This window comes from Streptomyces tsukubensis, assembly GCF_003932715.1.
In the GTDB taxonomy this organism is placed as follows: Bacteria; Actinomycetota; Actinomycetes; order Streptomycetales; family Streptomycetaceae; genus Streptomyces; species Streptomyces tsukubensis.
Genome location: NZ_CP020700.1, coordinates 5,485,974 through 5,503,193, shown reverse-complemented (window position 1 = coordinate 5,503,193; position 17,220 = coordinate 5,485,974). Strand labels below are relative to the sequence as shown.

General features: G+C 72.6%; 18 protein-coding genes. 9 read left to right on the top strand and 9 right to left on the bottom strand.

The window, feature by feature from the left end; genetic code table 11:
* The first annotated feature begins 5 nt into the window (after positions 1-5).
* Positions 6-758, top strand: coding sequence for an amino acid ABC transporter ATP-binding protein (locus B7R87_RS22860; RefSeq protein ID WP_040914299.1), 753 nt, complete (start codon positions 6-8; stop codon positions 756-758).
* A gap of 132 nt (positions 759-890) precedes the next feature.
* Here B7R87_RS22860 and B7R87_RS22855 read toward each other — a convergent pair whose 3' ends face one another.
* The 3 genes from B7R87_RS22855 to B7R87_RS22845 all read right to left on the bottom strand — a co-directional run bounded on the left by B7R87_RS22855 (position 891) and on the right by B7R87_RS22845 (position 3,173).
* Positions 891-1,754: a hypothetical protein gene (locus B7R87_RS22855; RefSeq protein WP_006346688.1), complete on the bottom strand. Its 864-nt coding sequence runs from the start codon at positions 1,752-1,754 to the stop codon at positions 891-893.
* The gene (locus tag B7R87_RS22850; protein WP_006346689.1) at positions 1,751-2,242 is read right to left on the bottom strand and encodes a SigE family RNA polymerase sigma factor; all 492 of its coding nucleotides are present in this window, start codon (positions 2,240-2,242) and stop codon (positions 1,751-1,753) included. Before B7R87_RS22850 ends, B7R87_RS22855 begins: the two co-directional genes overlap by 4 nt.
* Positions 2,243-2,387: 145 nt before the next feature.
* Entirely contained in the window at positions 2,388-3,173 is a 786-nt protein-coding gene (locus B7R87_RS22845) for a class I SAM-dependent methyltransferase (RefSeq protein ID WP_006346690.1), read from the bottom strand.
* 93 nt (positions 3,174-3,266) lie between these two features.
* On the opposite strand from B7R87_RS22845, the gene B7R87_RS22840 reads away from it, so the two are divergent.
* Positions 3,267-3,917 (top strand): CGNR zinc finger domain-containing protein, encoded by a 651-nt coding sequence (locus B7R87_RS22840; protein WP_006346691.1) that lies wholly within the window; start codon positions 3,267-3,269, stop codon positions 3,915-3,917.
* Here the strand turns inward: B7R87_RS22840 and sodX are convergent.
* Positions 3,800-4,216 carry a nickel-type superoxide dismutase maturation protease gene (gene sodX / locus B7R87_RS22835; protein ID WP_078902139.1) on the bottom strand — a complete coding sequence of 139 codons (417 nt, stop codon included), beginning with the start codon at positions 4,214-4,216 and terminating at the stop codon, positions 3,800-3,802. The genes B7R87_RS22840 and sodX overlap by 118 nt on opposite strands.
* Positions 4,217-4,382: 166 nt before the next feature.
* Between sodX and sodN the strand changes: the two genes are divergently transcribed.
* The 3 genes from sodN to B7R87_RS22820 all read left to right on the top strand — a co-directional run bounded on the left by sodN (position 4,383) and on the right by B7R87_RS22820 (position 8,051).
* Complete coding sequence (sodN, locus tag B7R87_RS22830; RefSeq protein ID WP_006346693.1) at positions 4,383-4,778, top strand: superoxide dismutase, Ni; 396 nt, start codon at positions 4,383-4,385, stop codon at positions 4,776-4,778.
* Positions 4,779-4,993: 215 nt separating this feature from the next.
* The gene (locus tag B7R87_RS22825) at positions 4,994-5,644 is read left to right on the top strand and encodes an NUDIX hydrolase (RefSeq protein ID WP_006346694.1); all 651 of its coding nucleotides are present in this window, start codon (positions 4,994-4,996) and stop codon (positions 5,642-5,644) included.
* Between the two features lie 91 nt (positions 5,645-5,735).
* Positions 5,736-8,051: a peptidoglycan recognition protein family protein gene (locus tag B7R87_RS22820; protein WP_045852862.1), complete on the top strand. Its 2,316-nt coding sequence runs from the start codon at positions 5,736-5,738 to the stop codon at positions 8,049-8,051.
* Positions 8,052-8,168: 117 nt separating this feature from the next.
* On the opposite strand, the gene B7R87_RS22815 is transcribed toward B7R87_RS22820, so the two are convergent.
* Positions 8,169-9,116, bottom strand: coding sequence for a LysR family transcriptional regulator (locus B7R87_RS22815; RefSeq protein ID WP_130584834.1), 948 nt, complete (start codon positions 9,114-9,116; stop codon positions 8,169-8,171).
* Positions 9,117-9,530: 414 nt separating this feature from the next.
* On the opposite strand from B7R87_RS22815, the gene snpA reads away from it, so the two are divergent.
* Complete coding sequence (gene snpA, locus B7R87_RS22810; protein WP_130584835.1) at positions 9,531-10,205, top strand: snapalysin; 675 nt, start codon at positions 9,531-9,533, stop codon at positions 10,203-10,205.
* A gap of 200 nt (positions 10,206-10,405) precedes the next feature.
* Here snpA and B7R87_RS22805 read toward each other — a convergent pair whose 3' ends face one another.
* The 3 genes from B7R87_RS22805 to B7R87_RS22795 all read right to left on the bottom strand — a co-directional run bounded on the left by B7R87_RS22805 (position 10,406) and on the right by B7R87_RS22795 (position 12,528).
* Positions 10,406-10,846: a DUF6304 family protein gene (locus B7R87_RS22805; protein ID WP_006346697.1), complete on the bottom strand. Its 441-nt coding sequence runs from the start codon at positions 10,844-10,846 to the stop codon at positions 10,406-10,408.
* Positions 10,847-11,124: 278 nt separating this feature from the next.
* On the bottom strand, positions 11,125-11,370 hold the full coding sequence (locus B7R87_RS22800; RefSeq protein ID WP_006346698.1) for a hypothetical protein: 246 nt from the start codon (positions 11,368-11,370) through the stop codon (positions 11,125-11,127).
* Positions 11,371-11,496: 126 nt separating this feature from the next.
* A complete protein-coding gene (locus B7R87_RS22795; protein WP_130584922.1) occupies positions 11,497-12,528 on the bottom strand; it encodes a family 2 encapsulin nanocompartment cargo protein polyprenyl transferase in 1,032 nt (343 codons plus the stop codon).
* A 405-nt stretch (positions 12,529-12,933) separates the two neighbouring features.
* Here B7R87_RS22795 and B7R87_RS22790 point away from each other — a divergent pair, with 405 nt between their 5' ends.
* The gene (locus tag B7R87_RS22790; protein ID WP_130584836.1) at positions 12,934-13,881 is read left to right on the top strand and encodes a 1-aminocyclopropane-1-carboxylate deaminase/D-cysteine desulfhydrase; all 948 of its coding nucleotides are present in this window, start codon (positions 12,934-12,936) and stop codon (positions 13,879-13,881) included.
* A gap of 659 nt (positions 13,882-14,540) precedes the next feature.
* Here the strand turns inward: B7R87_RS22790 and B7R87_RS22785 are convergent.
* Entirely contained in the window at positions 14,541-16,139 is a 1,599-nt protein-coding gene (locus B7R87_RS22785; RefSeq protein ID WP_006346702.1) for a Na+/H+ antiporter, read from the bottom strand.
* 84 nt (positions 16,140-16,223) lie between these two features.
* On the opposite strand from B7R87_RS22785, the gene B7R87_RS22780 reads away from it, so the two are divergent.
* Together B7R87_RS22780 and B7R87_RS22775 are read left to right on the top strand one after the other, a co-directional pair.
* A complete protein-coding gene (locus B7R87_RS22780) occupies positions 16,224-16,484 on the top strand; it encodes a UBP-type zinc finger domain-containing protein (protein WP_006346703.1) in 261 nt (86 codons plus the stop codon).
* 321 nt (positions 16,485-16,805) lie between these two features.
* Positions 16,806-17,219 (top strand): ATP-binding protein, encoded by a 414-nt coding sequence (locus tag B7R87_RS22775; protein WP_040914318.1) that lies wholly within the window; start codon positions 16,806-16,808, stop codon positions 17,217-17,219.
* Position 17,220: the final 1 nt, after the last annotated feature.

The following is a 17,220-nucleotide window of genomic DNA, read 5'->3' as shown; positions in this document are numbered from 1 at the left end:
ACGCCATGGTGAAGGCCGAGGGCGTCCACAAGTCCTTCGGCAGCGCCCATATCCTCAAGGGCATCGACCTGGAGGTCGCGCCCAGGGAGGTCTTCTGTCTGATCGGACCCTCGGGTTCCGGCAAGTCGACCTTCCTGCGGTGCATCAACCACCTGGAGAAGATCAGCGCGGGCCGGCTCTCCGTCGACGGAGAGCTGGTCGGCTACCGGCAGAAGGGCGACAAGCTCTACGAGCTGAAGGAGCGCGAGGTCGCTCTGAAGCGCCGGGACATCGGCATGGTCTTCCAGCGGTTCAATCTCTTCCCCCATATGCGGGCGGTGGAGAACGTCATGGAAGCGCCGATGCAGGTCAAGGGCGAATCCCGGGCGGTGGCCCGGGAGCGGGCGCTGAAGCTGCTGGACCGGGTCGGTCTGGGGGACCGCGCCGACCACTACCCCTCGCAGCTCTCGGGCGGCCAGCAGCAGCGGGTGGCGATCGCCCGGGCCCTGGCCATGGAGCCCAAGCTGATGCTCTTCGACGAGCCGACGTCGGCGCTCGACCCGGAGCTGGTGGGCGATGTCCTGGACGTGATGCGCGGTCTCGCCGAGGACGGCATGACGATGATCGTGGTCACCCACGAGATGGGCTTCGCCCGGGAGGTCGGCGACGCGCTGGTGTTCATGGACGACGGCAGGGTGGTCGAGTCCGGCCATCCGCGGGACGTCCTGACGGACCCCCGGCACGAGCGGACCAAGTCGTTCCTGTCGAAGGTGCTCTGACCGCCGCGGTGCGGTGACACGACGGGGGCGGTACGGAAACCATCCGTACCGCCCCCGTCGTCGTCCCCGGCCCTCCGTCGTCGCCACCGCACCGCGGCGTGCCTTCCCGGCCCCGCCGCGCCGCCGGGACGGTCAGGGGGTGCCGTGGCCGGGCGGCACCAGCTCGGCACTCTCGGCGATTGCCGTCAGCTGCTTCTCGCCGAGGGGCTCCAGCGCCGAACTGATGGTGTCGGTACTGTCGGCCGTCACCGCTGACCCGCCGTTGGACAGCACGAGGGAGGGGACGCGCTGCTCGTCGAGGCCGTCCGCGACGAGCAGCGCGCTGTTGTCCGGAAAGGTGACCAGCCGCTGGTCCCCGAACTTCTGCCAGGGCGCGCCACCGAGGGCGAAGAACTGCACCCCCTTCCAGCTGTAGACCATGCTCTGGTCGGGACCGGTGTCGCTGCGGCAGCCGGAGTAGCTCGCGCAGGACTCGACGGCGTTGATCCGGGGCTTCACCTTCCGTGCCGTCGCGGCGGACATATAGGAGACGCTCAGCCCTGTCACCACGGTCTTCCGCCCCTCTTTCCGGGTGATCAGATAGTGGCCGTCGAGCGGTCCGACGCTGACGTCTCCCCAGTCCGCTTCCTCCCCCGGCTTCTCGCGGTAGCCGGTCGGAACCGGCGCGTCGCGGATCCGGGTCACGCTCACGAGGCCGTCCGTCCCTCCGGCGAGCATTCCGGCGATCTGCTTCGCCCGGGCCGCCCCCACGGAGTCGCCGGCGTGCTGCCCCTTCGCGACGATCTCCGGAGGGCCGCCCCGGTCCCGGTCCATGACAGGGATGACCGCGGCGCCCGCGAGGACCAGCGCGGCCACCGCCCCGGCCGCTCCCCTGCGCCGTCTGCGGCGGACCCCGGCGACCTCCGCGTAGACCGACTCCGTCGTCACGGCGGAGCGGCCACGTCCGTCCGCGGTGCTCTCGGCGCGTTCCAGCAGGTCCCTGATGTCCTCTTTCATGCGTACTCCTCGTGCACCTCGGCGCGGAGTGCGGCCAGCCCCCGGGCCGCGTGGCTCTTCACGGTGTTCTCCCGCATATTGAGCAAACGCGCGGTCTCCGCGACGCTCAGGTCCTCCCAGTACCGCAGTACCACCACGGCCCGCTGTTTGGCCGTCAGCCGCCCGAGGGCAGCCCTGATCACGAGCCCGTTGTCCGGGTCGGTCACCGGTTCCGGGTGTTCCGGCAGTGTCTCGTAGGCGTGCTCGCGCCGCCAGAAACGCCGTCGTGACGCAATGAAGGTGTTCACCAGCGTCTTGCGCGCATAGGCTTCGAGATTGTCGATCCGGCCGTGCCGCCTGCCGCCGAGCACCACCTTCACCAGGGTGGTCTGGACGAGATCGTCCGCCTCGTCACGGTCGCCGCAGAGCAGGAACGCGCTGCGGAGCAACGCGGTTCGCCGCCCCTCGACGAACTCGCGCAGCGCGGCATCGGTCTCGGTCCGCGTCATCCCCCGGCCCCTCCTGGTGCTGTAGTACTGGGTCCCCCTTCAGTCAGTGCGCCGGACCGCTCTCGGGGTTGCAGCGGCCCGGCGATTTTTTTCCGGCGGTCTTTCCGGCAGCTTCTCCGGAAGTTTTCCGTACGAGTCCGGGCTCCTACTTCACGGCCAGGACCAGCGCGTCCGAGGGGGACGACCAGACGGCCCGCGCCTCGCCGAACCCGGCCGCGAGCAGGGTCTCGGCATGCCACTGGAGGGAGGGGGTCTCGCCGTCGGCGTGGTCGCCGTAGATCTCGAAGCGGCGGGCGGTGGGTTCGGCGAGTACGGGATCCTGCGCGGCGAGGGCCCACCACTCGGCCCAGTCGACGGCCCCCGTGCCCCTGGCCCGGTCCATCAGGGCGTGCCGGTGGGCGCGTTCGGCGGCGTTGATCCTGGGGGTGGTGCGGTCGATCATACGGTCGGCGTTCATCAGGGCACCGCCGTCACGGACGAGCCCGGCCAGCTGCCCGTACAGGGTGGCGAGCGGTCCGGAGCGCAGCCAGTGCAGCGCGGTGGCGGTCAGGACGGCGTCGTACGTCCGGTGGGGCAGCGCCGCGGTCCAGTCGGGGTCCTGGAGATCGGCGGTGACGAAGGTGACACGGTCGTCGCCGTCGAAGGTGCCGCGGGCGATGGTCAACAGGGCGGGGTCCAGATCGACCCCGGTACTCGTGGCGTCCGGGAACCGTCGCAGCAGCCGGTCCGTAATACTTCCCGTACCGCATGCGAGATCCAGCACGCGGGGCGCGCGGCCGACGGTGGCCTCGACCATGTCGAGCATCACCCGGAAGCGCTCCTCGCGATCGGGCATGTACCACTCCTGCTGACGGTCCCAGCTCCGCTGCCAGGCCCGCCAGTCGGTGCCCGCTGCCGCCCCTGTTCCCGTCCCCGTTCCGATCTCCGGCACGGCGTTCTCCCCTCACATCACCTAAGTAATACCCTAAATGCAGAACCAACCATTACCAACCTCGACCCTAGACCGTCATGGTAAGGACTACAAGTGGAACTGGCCTCTTACTCGGATTACGCCGTGCGCCTGGTCAACACCGAGGAGCCGGCCCGTAACAAGGACACTCTCACCTCGGTCGACACCATCCGGGAGCTGTTCGGCCCGGCATCGCAGGCCGCGCGCCGGGCGGGCGAGGCGGACGTGACCCGGTTCCGTGCCGTACGGGCCAAACTGCGGGCGGTCTTCACCGCTGCCGACGAGGGCGACGAGACCCGCGCCGTCGATCTGCTCAACTCCCTGCTGCTGGAGTTCCCGGTCAGCCCGCAGATCTCCGGCCACGACTTCCGGGACGAGGACGGCCGTCCCAAATGGCATATGCACCTGGCCGAGCATCCGTCGAACGCCACGGCCGGATACGCGGCCATCGCCTCCATGGGCCTGGCCATCCACCTCACCGAGCACGGCGTCGACCGCCTCGGCCTCTGCCGGGCGGCACCCTGCCGCAACGCCTACCTCGACACCTCGACCAACCGCTCCCGCCGCTACTGCTCGGACCGCTGCGCGACCCGCGCCAACGTGGCCGCCTACCGGGCCCGCAAACGCCGGGAGACCGAGCGGTCGGAGGACACGGTACGCACCGCGGACAGCGCCCAGGAGAGCGTCGCCCACGGCGACTTCCGGCCGGACTCCGACGGCCGATAGCGCAGCAGCACCCGCCCGAGCAGCAGCTCGGGCGGCACCGTGCCGAACACCCGACTGTCGCCCTCCGCGCCCGGATTGTCCCCGAGCACCCACCAGCCGCCGTCCCGCCGCTCGACCAGCCGCTTGACGATGAGCAGATCCTGCTGGAGCGGATGGCGCAGCACGGCCACGCACCCCGGCCGCACCGCCGCCCCGTACCGCACCAGCAGCCTGTCCCCGTGCCGGAGCGTCGGATACATCGACGGCCCCACCACCTCGGCCAGCCCGAACGGCGCCGCCGCCCGCTCCGGCTCACTCATCCGCCACCTCCACGTCCTACCTGCACGGCACTCCTACGGTACGGTCCGCCGCGGGTCCCGGGCGGCCCCGGACTTTTGTCGTAAGCCCCGGGGGCAGCCGCGAAAACCCGCCCCCCACGGAGTAATGTCCCCTCTTGAGAAGACGATCACGAGGAAGGACAGCTCCATGCTCTCCCGCCTGTTCGCACCCACGGTGAAGGTCAGCGCCCACTGCGACCTCCCCTGCGGTGTCTACGACCCGGCCCAGGCCCGTATCGAGGCCGAGTCGGTCAAGGCCGTCCAGGAGAAGTACCAGGCCAACGAGGACCCCCACTTCCGGGCCCGCGCCACCGTCATCAAGGAGCAGCGCGCCGAGCTCGCCAAGCACCACATCTCGGTGCTGTGGAGCGACTACTTCAAGCCGCCGCACTTCGAGAAGTACCCCGAGCTGCACCAGCTGGTGAACGACACCCTGAAGGCGCTCTCGGCGGCCAAGGCGTCCACGGACCCGGCGACGGGCCAGAAGGCGCTGGACTACATCGCCCGGATCGACACGATCTTCTGGGAGACCAAGAAGGCCTGAAGCCGGGCCCCGGTCTCCCGCGCCCGGCCCGTACTCCGCCCCCACCGGCGGTGTACGGGCCGGGCGCGGTCGTGTTCGGGGTCCCCAAGGGGCGGGGCGGGGCACCTGCGGGTGAAGCCCGGGCGAACCGGCGGGGCCCGAGCGGGGGCGGTGCGAGGATCGGCACACGGTCGTCATATCGGACCGGAAACGGGCACCGGAAGGAAGTCGGAGCTATGCGCTGGACCGTTCACGGTGAGCGGCAGATCTACACCAACCCCTGGGTCAACCTCTGGCTGGCGGACGTCGAGCAGCCGGACGGCCACCGCTTCGAGCACCACGTGGTGCGGATACGGCATCTCGCGGTCGCCGCCGTCGTCGACGACCGGCAGCGGGTGCTGATGATGTGGCGGCACCGCTTCGTCACCGACACCTGGGGCTGGGAGCTGCCCATGGGGCTGATCGAAGCGGGTGAGACGCCGGAGGAGACCGCCGCCCGGGAGGTGGAGGAGGAGACCGGCTGGCGGGTGGAGTCCGTCAGACCGCTGCTGTACGCCCAGCCCGCGAACGGCATCACCGACTCGGAGCACTTCCTCTTCCGCGCCGACGGGGCGACGTACACCGGACCGCCGGTGGAGAAGAACGAGACCGACCGCATCGAGTGGATTCCGCTGTCCGAGATCCCGGGGATGATCGACCGGCGCGAGATCGTCAGCGGCGCCACCCTCAACGGCCTGCTCAAACTGCTGCTGGACGAGCTCTCGGAGCGGGGCCGGGAGGCCTCGGGGAGCACGGACGCCGTGCGGTCCGGGGGTCCGGCCGCCCCCGCTTCCGTACCCGCGGAAGCGCTTTCCGTACCGAGGGACGGGGCGCCTTTCACCGCGTGATAGCGGCCCCCCGGGCTTGAGCCGTAAATCACTCAGGTAACTTGCGCGACAGTGTTTACTTCGCGCCGGTCCAGTCTGAGGGGGTTTCATCGTGCGGGGCGGTAGCAGAGCTCGTCGTTGGTGGGGAGGCGGGGCGGCGGTCGCGGCCGGGGTCGCCGGGGTGCTCGTCATCCAGTCGGTGGCCGGCGGGCCGGGCGGCGGCGAGGACGGGGCGAAGCCCGGTTCCACCCGCACCGAGGCCCGGGCCAGCGAGCTGAAGGTGGCCGCCGACCGCACCTCCGCCGAGCTGCCGCGGCGCGATACGGAACCGTTCAGCCTGCTCGGGGTCACCTGGACGGACCCCGCCGCGCGGATCACCGGCACCGTCGAGGTCCGTACCAAGTCCGCGGAGTCCGGCAAGTGGTCCGGGTGGCGGAGCCTGGACGGTGACCACGCAGTGCATGGCGACGGCACCGGACGCGGCGGCACCGACCCGATGTGGGTCGGGCCGTCCAAGGGTGTGGAAGCGCGGGTGAAGGCGGGCGGGGAGGTCACCGAGCTGCCCGCCGGGATCCGGCTCGACATGATCGACCCCGGCACCGGCAGCGTGACCGCGATGGAGCCCGCCGCCTTCGCGCTCCCGGCCGCGGACACCGAGATCACCGAACAGAACACCCCGGCGACCGAGACGCCCGCGACGGATCCCGCGGCCACCGCGGAACCGCCGCTCACCACCCCGTCCGCCACCGCTTCGACCGAGGCGCCGCCCGTCACCGACCCGCCGGCGACCATCCAGCCGTCGCCGTCCGCGACGACGGGCCCCGCGCCCACCGGCAGCCCCACCACCAAGCCGCCGACGACAGCCCCCACGACCGCACCGACGGCGGGTCCGCCTTCGACGGCCCCGCGGCCTCCGATCGTCACGCGCGCCGAGTGGAAGGCCGACGAGTCGATGAGCCCGGAGGGTCCGACGTACCTCCCGGGCGACAAGGTGAAGGCGGTGACGGTCCACCACACGTCGCTGACCAACGACTACACCTGTGCCGAGGGTCCCGCCGTGGTCCGCGGTGTGTACGCGTACCACGTCGTCAGCCAGAAGTGGAAGGACATCGGCTACCACTTCCTGGTCGACAAGTGCGGCACGATCTACGAGGGCCGCAAGGGCGGTATGGACCGGCCGGTGGTCGGCGCCCACGCCTACGGTTTCAACAGCGAGACCAGCAGTGTCTCCCTGATGGGCAACTTCATGGAGGTCGCCCCGACCCAGGCGGCGCTCAACTCGGCCGCTCGGGTGGCCGCGTGGAAGCTCGGCCAGTACGGCGTGGATCCGATGGGCACCACCGTACTTACGGCCGGTGCCGCGGGCGCCTCCATCCCGGCCCTCGGCGGCCAGAAGTGGAACGTGGGTGACAAGGTCACCCGCAACACCATCCACGGCCACGGTCATGTGACCGCCACGGCGTGCCCGGGCACCAAGATGTACCCGCTGCTCAACAACATCCGGGAACTGGCGGGCGGCTCGGTCTCCGGGCTCGCCGTCAGCTCCGTCACCGGCGGCGGTACGGTCGGCACCACGGCGTACGTCAAGAACACCGCCACCGTGAACTGGAAGGCCACCACCCCGGCCCCGCTGATCGCCAAGTACGAGGTCCTGGTCAACGGCAAGGCCGTGGCGTCCACCGCGGGCACCGCGACCTCCGCCAAGGTCACCCTCGCCGCGGGCAGCCACCAGATCGCCGTCCGGGCCACGCACATCTCCCGCAAGACCGTGACCTCCGCCGCCCGGACCGTGATCGCCGAGACCACGCCGCCGGTCTTCTCCACCAAGCCGACGGTCGCCCTGCGGCCCGGCACGGTCGACGCGACCGCCGTCCCGGTCACCCTGGGCTGGAAGGCCACCGACGCCCGCGCCCTGCGGGACGTCCGGCTGACGCAGCCGCTCGCCAAGGTCTACGGCCCGACGGTGACCGCCGCGTCCCACACCTCCAAGCCGGCCGCCACCACCTGGTCGCTGACCGCCTACGACCAGGCGGGCAACGCCGCCACCGCGGCCGTCGCGGCGACCCCGGTGATCCTCCAGGAGGCCCACGCGGTCAAGACGGGAGCCTGGTCGACCAAGTCCTCCAGCAGCTACCTCGGCAGCAAGTCGTACAGCAGCGCCACCAAGAACGCCTCCCTGACGTGGACCTTCACCGGCCGCTCGGCCGCCTGGGTGGTGTCGCGGGCCGCGACCTCCGGACAGGCGAACGTCTACGTCGACGGCAAGCTGGTCAAGACGGTCGACCTGAAGTCCACCGCCACCAAGTACCGTGACGCGATCTGGACCCAGACCTGGGCCACCAGCGCCAAGCACACCGTGAAGATCGTGGTGGTCGGCACCGCCAAGCGGCCCACCATCACCACGGACGGCCTGGTGTACGTCAAGTAGCACCGGCTCCCGCTGCGACGGACCGCGCCCGCCCCCGGCACCCCCGGGGCCGGGCGCGGCGCCGTTTCCGGCCACGGCCGCGGCCACCCGGTGCCGTACGCCCTCCGGCCGGCCGCGTTACGGAGCGGACACCACCTTCTGCTTCCCCAGCCACTGCCGGTACGCCACCGAGCCCGCCGCCACGTCCCGGTAGGCCGCCTCCAGATCCCCGTACACCGATCCGTACAGCTCCGGCTCCCCCGGCCGGGAGACCAGCAGCAGCCGGACCGCCAGCGGATCGCCGCGCAGCGGCCTGATGGCCATGTCGCCGCGCGGGTCCGAGGTCGGCTGGCAGGGCGCGACGGCCTCGCCGACGGCGATCAGCGCGGCCGCTGTGTGGTAGTCGCCGTGCAGCAGCTGCGGGACGATCCCGGCGGCGGACAGCACCCTGAGGACGCCCTCCCACTCGCCGTCGACCGTGGGGTCGACGATCCACCGGTCGTCGGCCAGATCGGCCAGCTCGACGACGGCAGCCGCGGCCGCGGGATGGTCCCTGGCCATGGAGACGAACTGCGGCTCCCGCTCGACCAGGACCCGGACCGCGAGCGTGTCCGGGACGGTCAGCGGGCAGCCCTCCACCTCGTGGACGAAGGCGACGTCGAGCCCGCCCGCCGCGACCTTCCGCAGCAGCGCGTTGGGCGAGACGTCCATATGGAGGGAGATATCGGTCCCGGGCAGCCTGCGCCGCAGCCGCCCCAGCCAGCCCGGCAGCGCCCGGCTCGCGGTGGACCCGATGCGCAGCCGGGGCCCCGACTCCCGGGCCGCCGCGGCCTTCGCCTCGGCCACCAGGGCACCCATATCGGCCAGCAGCGGGCGGGCCCGGCTCAGTACCGCCCGCCCGACCGGTGTCGGCCGACAGCCGGAACGTTCCCTCAGGAACAGCTCCGCCCCCAGGGAGTTCTCTATCCGGCGCAACTGTGTCGTCAAGGAAGGCTGGCTGACGCCCAGTCGCCGGGCCGCCTTGTGCAGACTGCCCGTATCCGCGATGGCGCACAGCGCGCGGAGGTGTCTCACCTCAAGCTCCATGACTAGACGTTAGGACCGCGACGCCCGGCACCACCAGACGCACAGTCCCGGCGCACCGACACAAAGACCGGCAAAGAAAACAACAAACGGAATCCCCTGGACCGGATAGCGGACAGTGACGGTGACCGTCCGGGCGGGACCGGGTGTACGGGAGGCGACGGGAGCCCCGACTCGGGGTGAACAGGGCCGCGAAGCCACCGCCGGGGTCCGCGGTGAACGCGGAACGAACAGGGGCCGACGCGCAGTCGACAGGCGGCGGACGGCAGAATCGGCGGTCCGCGGAACGGCGGCCCGCAGCCGCTCCGCCGGAGGGTGATGCCTCGGTGTTATCGGGGGTTGGCATCATCCCAAGCAGGGGTGGTTCCTCGAAACTCCGTACCGAACCCGTTCAACCGGACGAGTAGGAGTCCCCCCATGCGTCACCCCCGATCCGTCCTCGCCGCGGCCATCGGCATCGGCCTCGCCGCAGCGCTCGGCGCCACCCCGGCATCCGCCGCCTCCGCCCCCGCGAGCGCCCCCGCCGCCGCGACCACGAGCACCGGCCTCAACGCCCAGGCCGCAGCCGCCGCCTGGGCCGCCTACGAGGGCTCGGCCGCCGACGCCCGGGCCACCGAGGCCTTCTTCCAGGCCGTCGTCAAGTCGGTGGCCGAGAAGCGGGCCGCCAACCCGGGCGCCCGTGTCGTCACCGTCAACTACGGCACCTCCGGTGCGCCGTCCTTCCGCAGCCAGATAGCCAGAAGCACCCAGGTGTGGAACAGCACCGTCACCAACGTCCGTCTCCAGGAGGGCCCCAGCCCCAGCTTCACCTACCGTGAGGGCAACGACCCGCGTGGCTCGTACGCCTCCACGGACGGCCGCGGCCGGGGCTTCATCTTCCTGGACTACCGGCAGAACCAGCAGTACAACTCCAACCGCGTCACCTCGCACGAGACCGGGCACGTGCTCGGCCTGCGGGACAACTACCGCGGCCCGTGCAGCGAGCTGATGTCCGGCGGCGGCCCCGGCCCGTCCTGTCAGAACGATGTGCCCAACTCCGCCGAGCGCAGCCGGGTGAACCAGATCTGGGCGGGCCTCGGCCGCACCTCCTGACCGTTCCGGCCCACCGGACGGTCCCGTTCCAGCGGCTCCGGCTGTTTCCCCGGGCCGGCCCTTGAGTCCGGCCCTGAGTCCGGTCCCCGGGTCCGGTCCCTGAGTCCGCGCCCGGTCCGGGTACCGGTGAAACCCGGGTCCGGGCGCGTCGGCGCCCCCGCCGCCGAGCGGCGGGGGCGCCTCTCCGCGCGCGGCGGGTCTCAGGCGTCTACGGGCGCGCGTACCCCCAGTTCGGCCCCGGGCGGCAACTGCCGCTGGAGCCGGTCGAGCGCATCGTCGAAGTCACCCCCGGCCACCCCGGCCTCGAATGCCGCCCCACCGTAATGGAGCGTCAGATTCAGATCGGCCCGGTCCAGCGAACCGTCGGGCCGCGGCTCTCCGAGCGTCAGCAGACAGCTCAGCGTGGCCCGGTGGACCAATCCGTCCGCATGGACGGGAAGCGGCATGTCCCACTCCAGTACGCAGGACGAGAGCAACCCCTCGGCCCCCATGGGCTCCAGAGCGGCGAAAGCCGCTCCTTCGTACTCAACACCCCTGATGCGCGTGCACAGTTGGCGTCCGCGCGACGCGATGGAGACCGCTTCCGCGCCCTGCCGATCGCGGTACCAGCCCGCCCAGACCTCAGTCGACTCCGATGACATGGCGCGGACTGTAGCGCTACGGCGGCCGGGGGCGTGCATCAGGGATACCACTACGGCGCGTTCGGACCCCTCCGACCTGCGCAAGCGGGCCGCCGCAGGGGGCGCAAAACACCCCACGCGCCCCATGGTGGGACGGGTCGGAAGGGGGCGGGAGGGTGACGGCGGAGCGGAGCGCCACGGCGGAGGTACGGGAAGGGCGGGAGGCGCCGAAGGTACGGGAGGGGCCAGAGGTACGGGAAGTGCCGGAGGTTCCAGTGGTACGGAGGTGGGTCCGGGGCTCAGGCCGTGCCGGCCACGGTGGGGCCGGGCGCGCCGTCGCCGTCCGCGCCGTCCGCGCCGTCTGTGCTCTCCGCGGGTCCGGTGTACGCGGTGCAGGCCGCGTTATGGCACGGACCCGGCCCCCAGAGGGGTACGAACGCCCCGAGGGTCTTGTGCCGCCGCATCACCGTTTCCACCCGCTCCCCGCACTCCGGACACCGGAAGGCGGTCTGCGGGCTGTGCGCGGTGCCTCGTGCGCTGCCCATGCCCCCAGGATAGGTCGCCGGCCGGGCTCCGGCACGGCAAGGCCCCGACCGCCCCGGAGACGTAGACGGGGCCACTTCCGCCGCCCCCGGCCCCCCGCCCGCCGGGGCCTCCGCCCGGCCGTGCGCTCAGCGCGAGCGCCGGGTCACGAACTCCGCCAGCGACAGCAGATCCCCGGCCGCCGCCAGATCCGGCACCGCGCGGGACAGCTCGTGCACCGCCCGCGCCATCCGGTCCGCGGCCTGCAGCTGCGCCCAGTCGCGCCCGCCCGCCCGGTCCACCGCGTCCGCCGCCCGCGCCACCGCCCCGGGCGACATATGCCCCCGGTAGAGCAGGGCCAGCTCGGCGGCCGCCGCGGTACCCGACCCCAGGGCGGCGACCACCGGCAGGGACTTCTTGTGGGCGGCGAGATCGGCCCCGGCGGGCTTCCCCGTACGCCCCGGATCCCCCCAGATCCCGATCAGATCGTCGATCAGCTGGAAGGCCAGACCGGCTTCCCGTCCGAAGGCGTCCATCGCCGCGGTCTCCGCCTCCCCGGCCCCCGCGTACAGCGCGCCGACCGCGCAGGCGCAGCCCAGCAGGGCGCCCGTCTTGGCGGTGGCCATGGCCAGGCACTCCTCCAGGGAGACGTCCTCCGGCGGGCGCTCCTCGAAGGCGCAGTCCGCCTGCTGCCCGGCGCACAGTTCGATCACGCACTCCGCGATCCGCCCGGCCGCGGCCCCGGCCGCCGGATGCGGGTCGTGGGCCAGCAGCCGGTAGGCGAGGGCGAGCATCGCGTCGCCGACGATGATCGCGTCGGGGGTGCCGAAGACCGTCCAGGCGGTGGGCCGGTGCCGGCGGGTGGGGTCCTCGTCGATGACGTCGTCGTGGAGCAGGGTGAAGTTGTGCACCAGCTCGACGGCCGCGGCCGCGCCGGCCACGGCGGCCGGGTCCCCGCCGAGCGCCTCGGCCGCGGCCATGACGAGCGCCGGGCGGATCGCTTTGCCCGCCGAGCCCGCGGCCGGGCTGCCGTCGGCGTTCTCCCAGCCGAAGTGGTAGAGGGCGACCCGGCGCATCGGGCCGGGCAGCGACCCGAGGGCCGTCCGCAGCCCGGGGTCGACGGCTGCCCGGGCACGTTCCAGCAGGGCGAGCGCCTCACGGCCCTCGACGGTCTCCGACATCGTCACGTGCGGTCCTTCCCCCTCGGTGTGCGTGAGAGCGGCGGGGACGGCCGGTGTCCTGCCCGAACATCCGCCCGGCCCGCGCGGCAAGAAGCTTCCAGCGGGTGAAGTTCCGGCGCCATCACACGAATTGGTGGGACTGAATCGGCGGGTACGGGGCACAGCCGGGCGCGTTCGGCAATCCGCCAGGTGGGGTGAGCGGAGGCGACCGGTTCGGTTCGCACACGATCCGAACGGACGGACTCCGTCCGGTGATGCGAGTAAGTATGTTCATACGGAATTCTCCGTACCCGATCTCGCCCCGGAGGCGGCACGGGGGCCGGTGTCCCGGGCCGGGGTCGGCGGGGTTCTCGGGGTTGTCCACAGGGCCGGGCCGCTCCCGGGGCTGCCGGTGACAATGGGGGCATGTTCCCGGAAGCGTCCGATCCCACCACCGCCCTGCGGCCCCGGCTGCCCTCGCCGCTGGCGGCCGTGGCCGACGACCGCTTCGACCGCTTCGGCGTGCGGCTGCTGCTCAAGCGGGACGATCTGATCCACCCCGAGCTGCCGGGCAACAAATGGCGCAAGCTCGCCCCGAATCTGCGGGCCGCGGCGGGCCGCCCGCTGCTGACCTTCGGCGGCGCCTACTCGAACCATCTCCGGGCCACCGCCGCCGCGGGCCGGCTCATCGGAACGCCCACGGTCGGTGTGGTCCGGGGCGACGAGCTGGCCGGACGTCCGCTCAATCCTTCCCTGGCCCGCTGCGCCGAGGACGGGATGCGGCTGCTCTTCGTCGACCGGGCGACGTACCGCGCGAAGGACGATCCCGCGGTCCTCGCCCGGATCACCGGTACGGCCACCGGACTGATACCCGGCGGCGGCCCGGTCCACGTGGTCCCGGAGGGCGGCAGCAACGCCCTCGCGGCCCGCGGCTGTGCCGCCCTGGGCGAGGAGCTGCGCGCGGGCACCCCGGACGGCACCGTCCCCGATGTCGCGGCGGTCGCCTGCGGCACCGGCGGTACGCTCGCGGGCCTGGCGGCCGGGCTCGGTCCCGGCAGCCGCGCTCTGGGCGTCCCGGTGCTCAGGGGCGGCTTTCTGGGGGGCGAGGTCGAGCGCCTCCAGCGGGCCGCCTTCGGGGCCCGGCGGGGCGACTGGTCGCTGGACGACCGCTTCCACTGCGGCGGATACGCCCGGACCCCTCCCGAGCTGCTGGCCTTCGCGGACGACTTCGAGGACCGCCACGGCTTCGCCGTCGAGAGGCTGTACGTGGCCAAGCTGCTGCTCGCCCTGGTCACCCTCACCGCGGAGGGCGCCTTCCCCCGGGGCACCGCCCTCGCGGCCGTGATCACGGGCCCGCCGCCCCCGGCGGCGTAACCACCCGGGCAAATCCGGCGCAGCACCCCGGCCGCCTGGTGGACGATGCCCCGCTCCCGTTCAGGTGGGGTTCGGGCGTGGCCCTTGCGGGTGGCCCGCGGCCCGGAGACACGCCGGACCTCTCCTACGGCCCGGCCCGCCCTGTGCCCGTCGGGCACGGATGGGGCCGCATGCGGTACGGGGGACACCTCCCCGTGGCGCCGGGCCCACCGCCTTGCGATGACCCGCACCCGGGGCACTCCGCCGTGGGTGTCCCCCCGGGCGGTGGCCCAGGGGGGCGCACCCCCACCGGGCCGCAGGCCCCGCCCTCCGGGCGAACGGCGCCGTATTTCCGGACCCGTCCCGGGGAGGCCCCGGACACCGATCCCGCCGACGACGCCCCGCCCTGCCGCAGGCCGGCCGTACGACCCGGGCAATCCGGCCCGGACGGAACCGGCCCTCGGGCGACCCTGCCGCGGGCCGGTCACACGGCCGCGCCCGTACCTCACGCCCGGGAGGCACCCCTGCCCGGACCACCCGGGGCCCGGCCAGGCCCGCCCGGCCGGAGGCCACCCGCACGGGCCCGCAAGGGCCACGCCATGCCCCGCGCCCGGAGGCGCTCCGGCCCGCCCGGCCCCGGGGCCCGGGGCGGCCCGGCCTCGTACCCCCCGCGGGAGGCGTCAGTCGGCGTCCTCCTCGCGGTAGGCCGCGGCCTCCTCCAGGTCCAGGCGGAACAGCAGCGTCCGCATCATCTCGTCGTCGATGCGCCGGGCGTCGCGCAGCTGGACGAAGACCGCCCGCTCGGCGCCGATCATCTCCCGGGCCAGCCGCCGGTACGTCTCGTCGGCCGATTCGCCCGTCGCCTCGTTCACCGCCCCCAGCCGCTCCCAGACGGAGTTCCGGCGGCGTTCCATCACGGTCCGCAGCCGCTCCTCCAGGGGCTCCGGCAGCGCGTTGCGCTCATCGGCGAGGAGCGCGTCCAGTTTCCGCTCGGCCGCTTCCGATGCCGCGTTCTGGGCCTCCGCCTCCGCCAGGGTCTCCGCGAAGGGGTCGGGCCTCGGCAGCCTCAGCGCCCGGATCAGCGCGGGCAGGGTCAGCCCCTGGACCACCAGGGTGCCGATGACGGTGGTGAAGGTCAGGAAGAGCACCAGGTTCCGCGAAGGGAAGGGCTCGCCCGCGGCCGTGGTCAGCGGGATGGAGAAGGCAATCGCCAGGGACACCACACCCCGCATCCCGGCCCAGCCCACCACCAGCGGCGCCTTCCAGGTGACCTCCGGTTCCCGGGCCCGGATCCGGGGCGAGATCCGCGGCAGGAAGGTCGCCGGGAAGACCCAGACGAACCGCACCGCCACCACGAGGACGAAGACCCCGACCCCGTACCCCAGCGCCTGTGCGACGCCGTAGTCGCCGAGCCCCCGCAGGACGTACGAGAGCTGGAGTCCGATCAGTGCGAAGACGGCCGACTCCAGCACGAAGGCGACCATCCTCCAGACCGCGGCCTCCTGGAGCCGGGTGGCGAAGTCGACCTGCCAGGAGCGGTGGCCGAGATAGAGCGCCACCACGACCACGGCGAGCACCCCGGAGGCATGGACCTGCTCCGCCGCCGCGTACGCCACGAACGGAATGAGCAGCGAGAGCGTGTTCTGCAGCAGCGGCTCCCGCAGCCTGGTCCGCAGCCAGTGGATCGGCACCATCAGCGCCAGCCCGACCGCGACCCCGCCGAGCGCCGCCACGGCGAACTCGCCCATGCCCCCGAGCCAGCTGGCGCCCTCGCCGACGGCCGCGGCGACGGCCACCCGGTAGGCGGTGATCGCGGTCGCGTCGTTGATCAGCGATTCGCCCTGGAGGATGGTGGTGATTCGGTGCGGCAGGCCCAGCCGACGAGCGATCGCGGTCGCCGCGACCGCGTCCGGCGGCGCCACCACCGCGCCCAGCACCAGCGCGGCCGTCAGCGGCAGCTGCGGGATCAGCAGATACGCCAGCCACCCCACGGCGACCGTGGCGAACAGCGTGTAGCCGAAGGACAGCAGCGCCACCGGCCGGATATTGGCCCGCAGGTCGAGATAGGAGCTGTCCAGCGCCGCGGTGTGCAGCAGCGGCGGCAGCACCAGCGGCAGCACGATATGCGGGTCGAGGGTGTAGTCCGGGACCCCGGGGAGGTACGAGGCCACGAGCCCTGCCGCCACCAGCAGCAGCGGCGCCGGTACGCGCGTACGGCGGGCCGCGCCCGCCACCGCCGCGCTCACCGCGATCAGCGCCACCAGGGACAAGGCCTCCATACCCACCCACTCCGTCCGGTCGGTCCCCGCCGGGCCGGACGCCTCGACGGGAAGGTCCGGCGCCGGCGCCGTAACCTGGCCATCATGAGCGAGTGTCCGCACACAGCGGCTCTGCCCCGCCCGGAGCCTCCCCCCGGGTCGGAAACGTGCCCGGAATGCGTGATCGCCGGAACGACACCGGTGCATCTGCGGCTCTGTCTCGTCTGCGGCCACGTCGGCTGCTGCGACTCCTCGCCGCTGCAGCACGCGACCGCGCACTTCCACGAGTCGGGCCACCCCGTGATGCGCAGTTTCGAGCCGGGCGAGGACTGGCGCTGGTGCTTCGTGGACGGCGCCCTGGTCTGAGCCGGCCCGCCCCGCACCGGGGGCCGACGGCCCCCGGAGGGATTCGCCTGTTCGAACAGTGGGTACGTCAACCCTCCGCCCGCTCCCCGCAATTGCGCCCCGCACACCTCTAGCCACTGTGCGTACTCATATGCCTACCATGAGTGACAGTGACCTGAGGGGGCCCTGCGACAGGGCACCATGGATCGCGATAGCGTCGCCGGGCCGGTACCGGCTGCGCGCGGTTGTCGTCTCAGACCCGTCGTACCGGACCGCGTCCCCGACGGCCCCGGGATCTGCCCCGCGGGCCCCGAAAGAGCATGTGTCACCTTGGAGGTGAGGGTGTCCCAGATCGCAGGCGAGCCCGGGACCCAGGACTTCGTCGAAGTCCGGCTGCCCGCTGCGGGTGCCTATCTGTCCGTGCTGCGTACGGCCACCGCCGGCCTCGCGGCACGCTTGGACTTCACCCTCGACGAGATCGAGGACCTTCGGATCGCGGTCGACGAGGCCTGCGCGATCCTCTTGCAGCAGGCGGTGCCGGGTTCGGTGCTGAGCTGTGTCTTCCGGCTCATCGACGATTCCCTGGAGGTCACGGTCTCGGCCCCGACCACCGACGGCCGGGCCCCCGAGCGCGACACCTTCGCCTGGACGGTGCTCTCCGCGCTGGCGGGCAAGGTCGAGTCGTCGGTCGCCGACGACCGCACGGTCTCCATCAGCCTGTACAAACAGCGCGGCGCGGGACCCGGGCCGGCGTGAG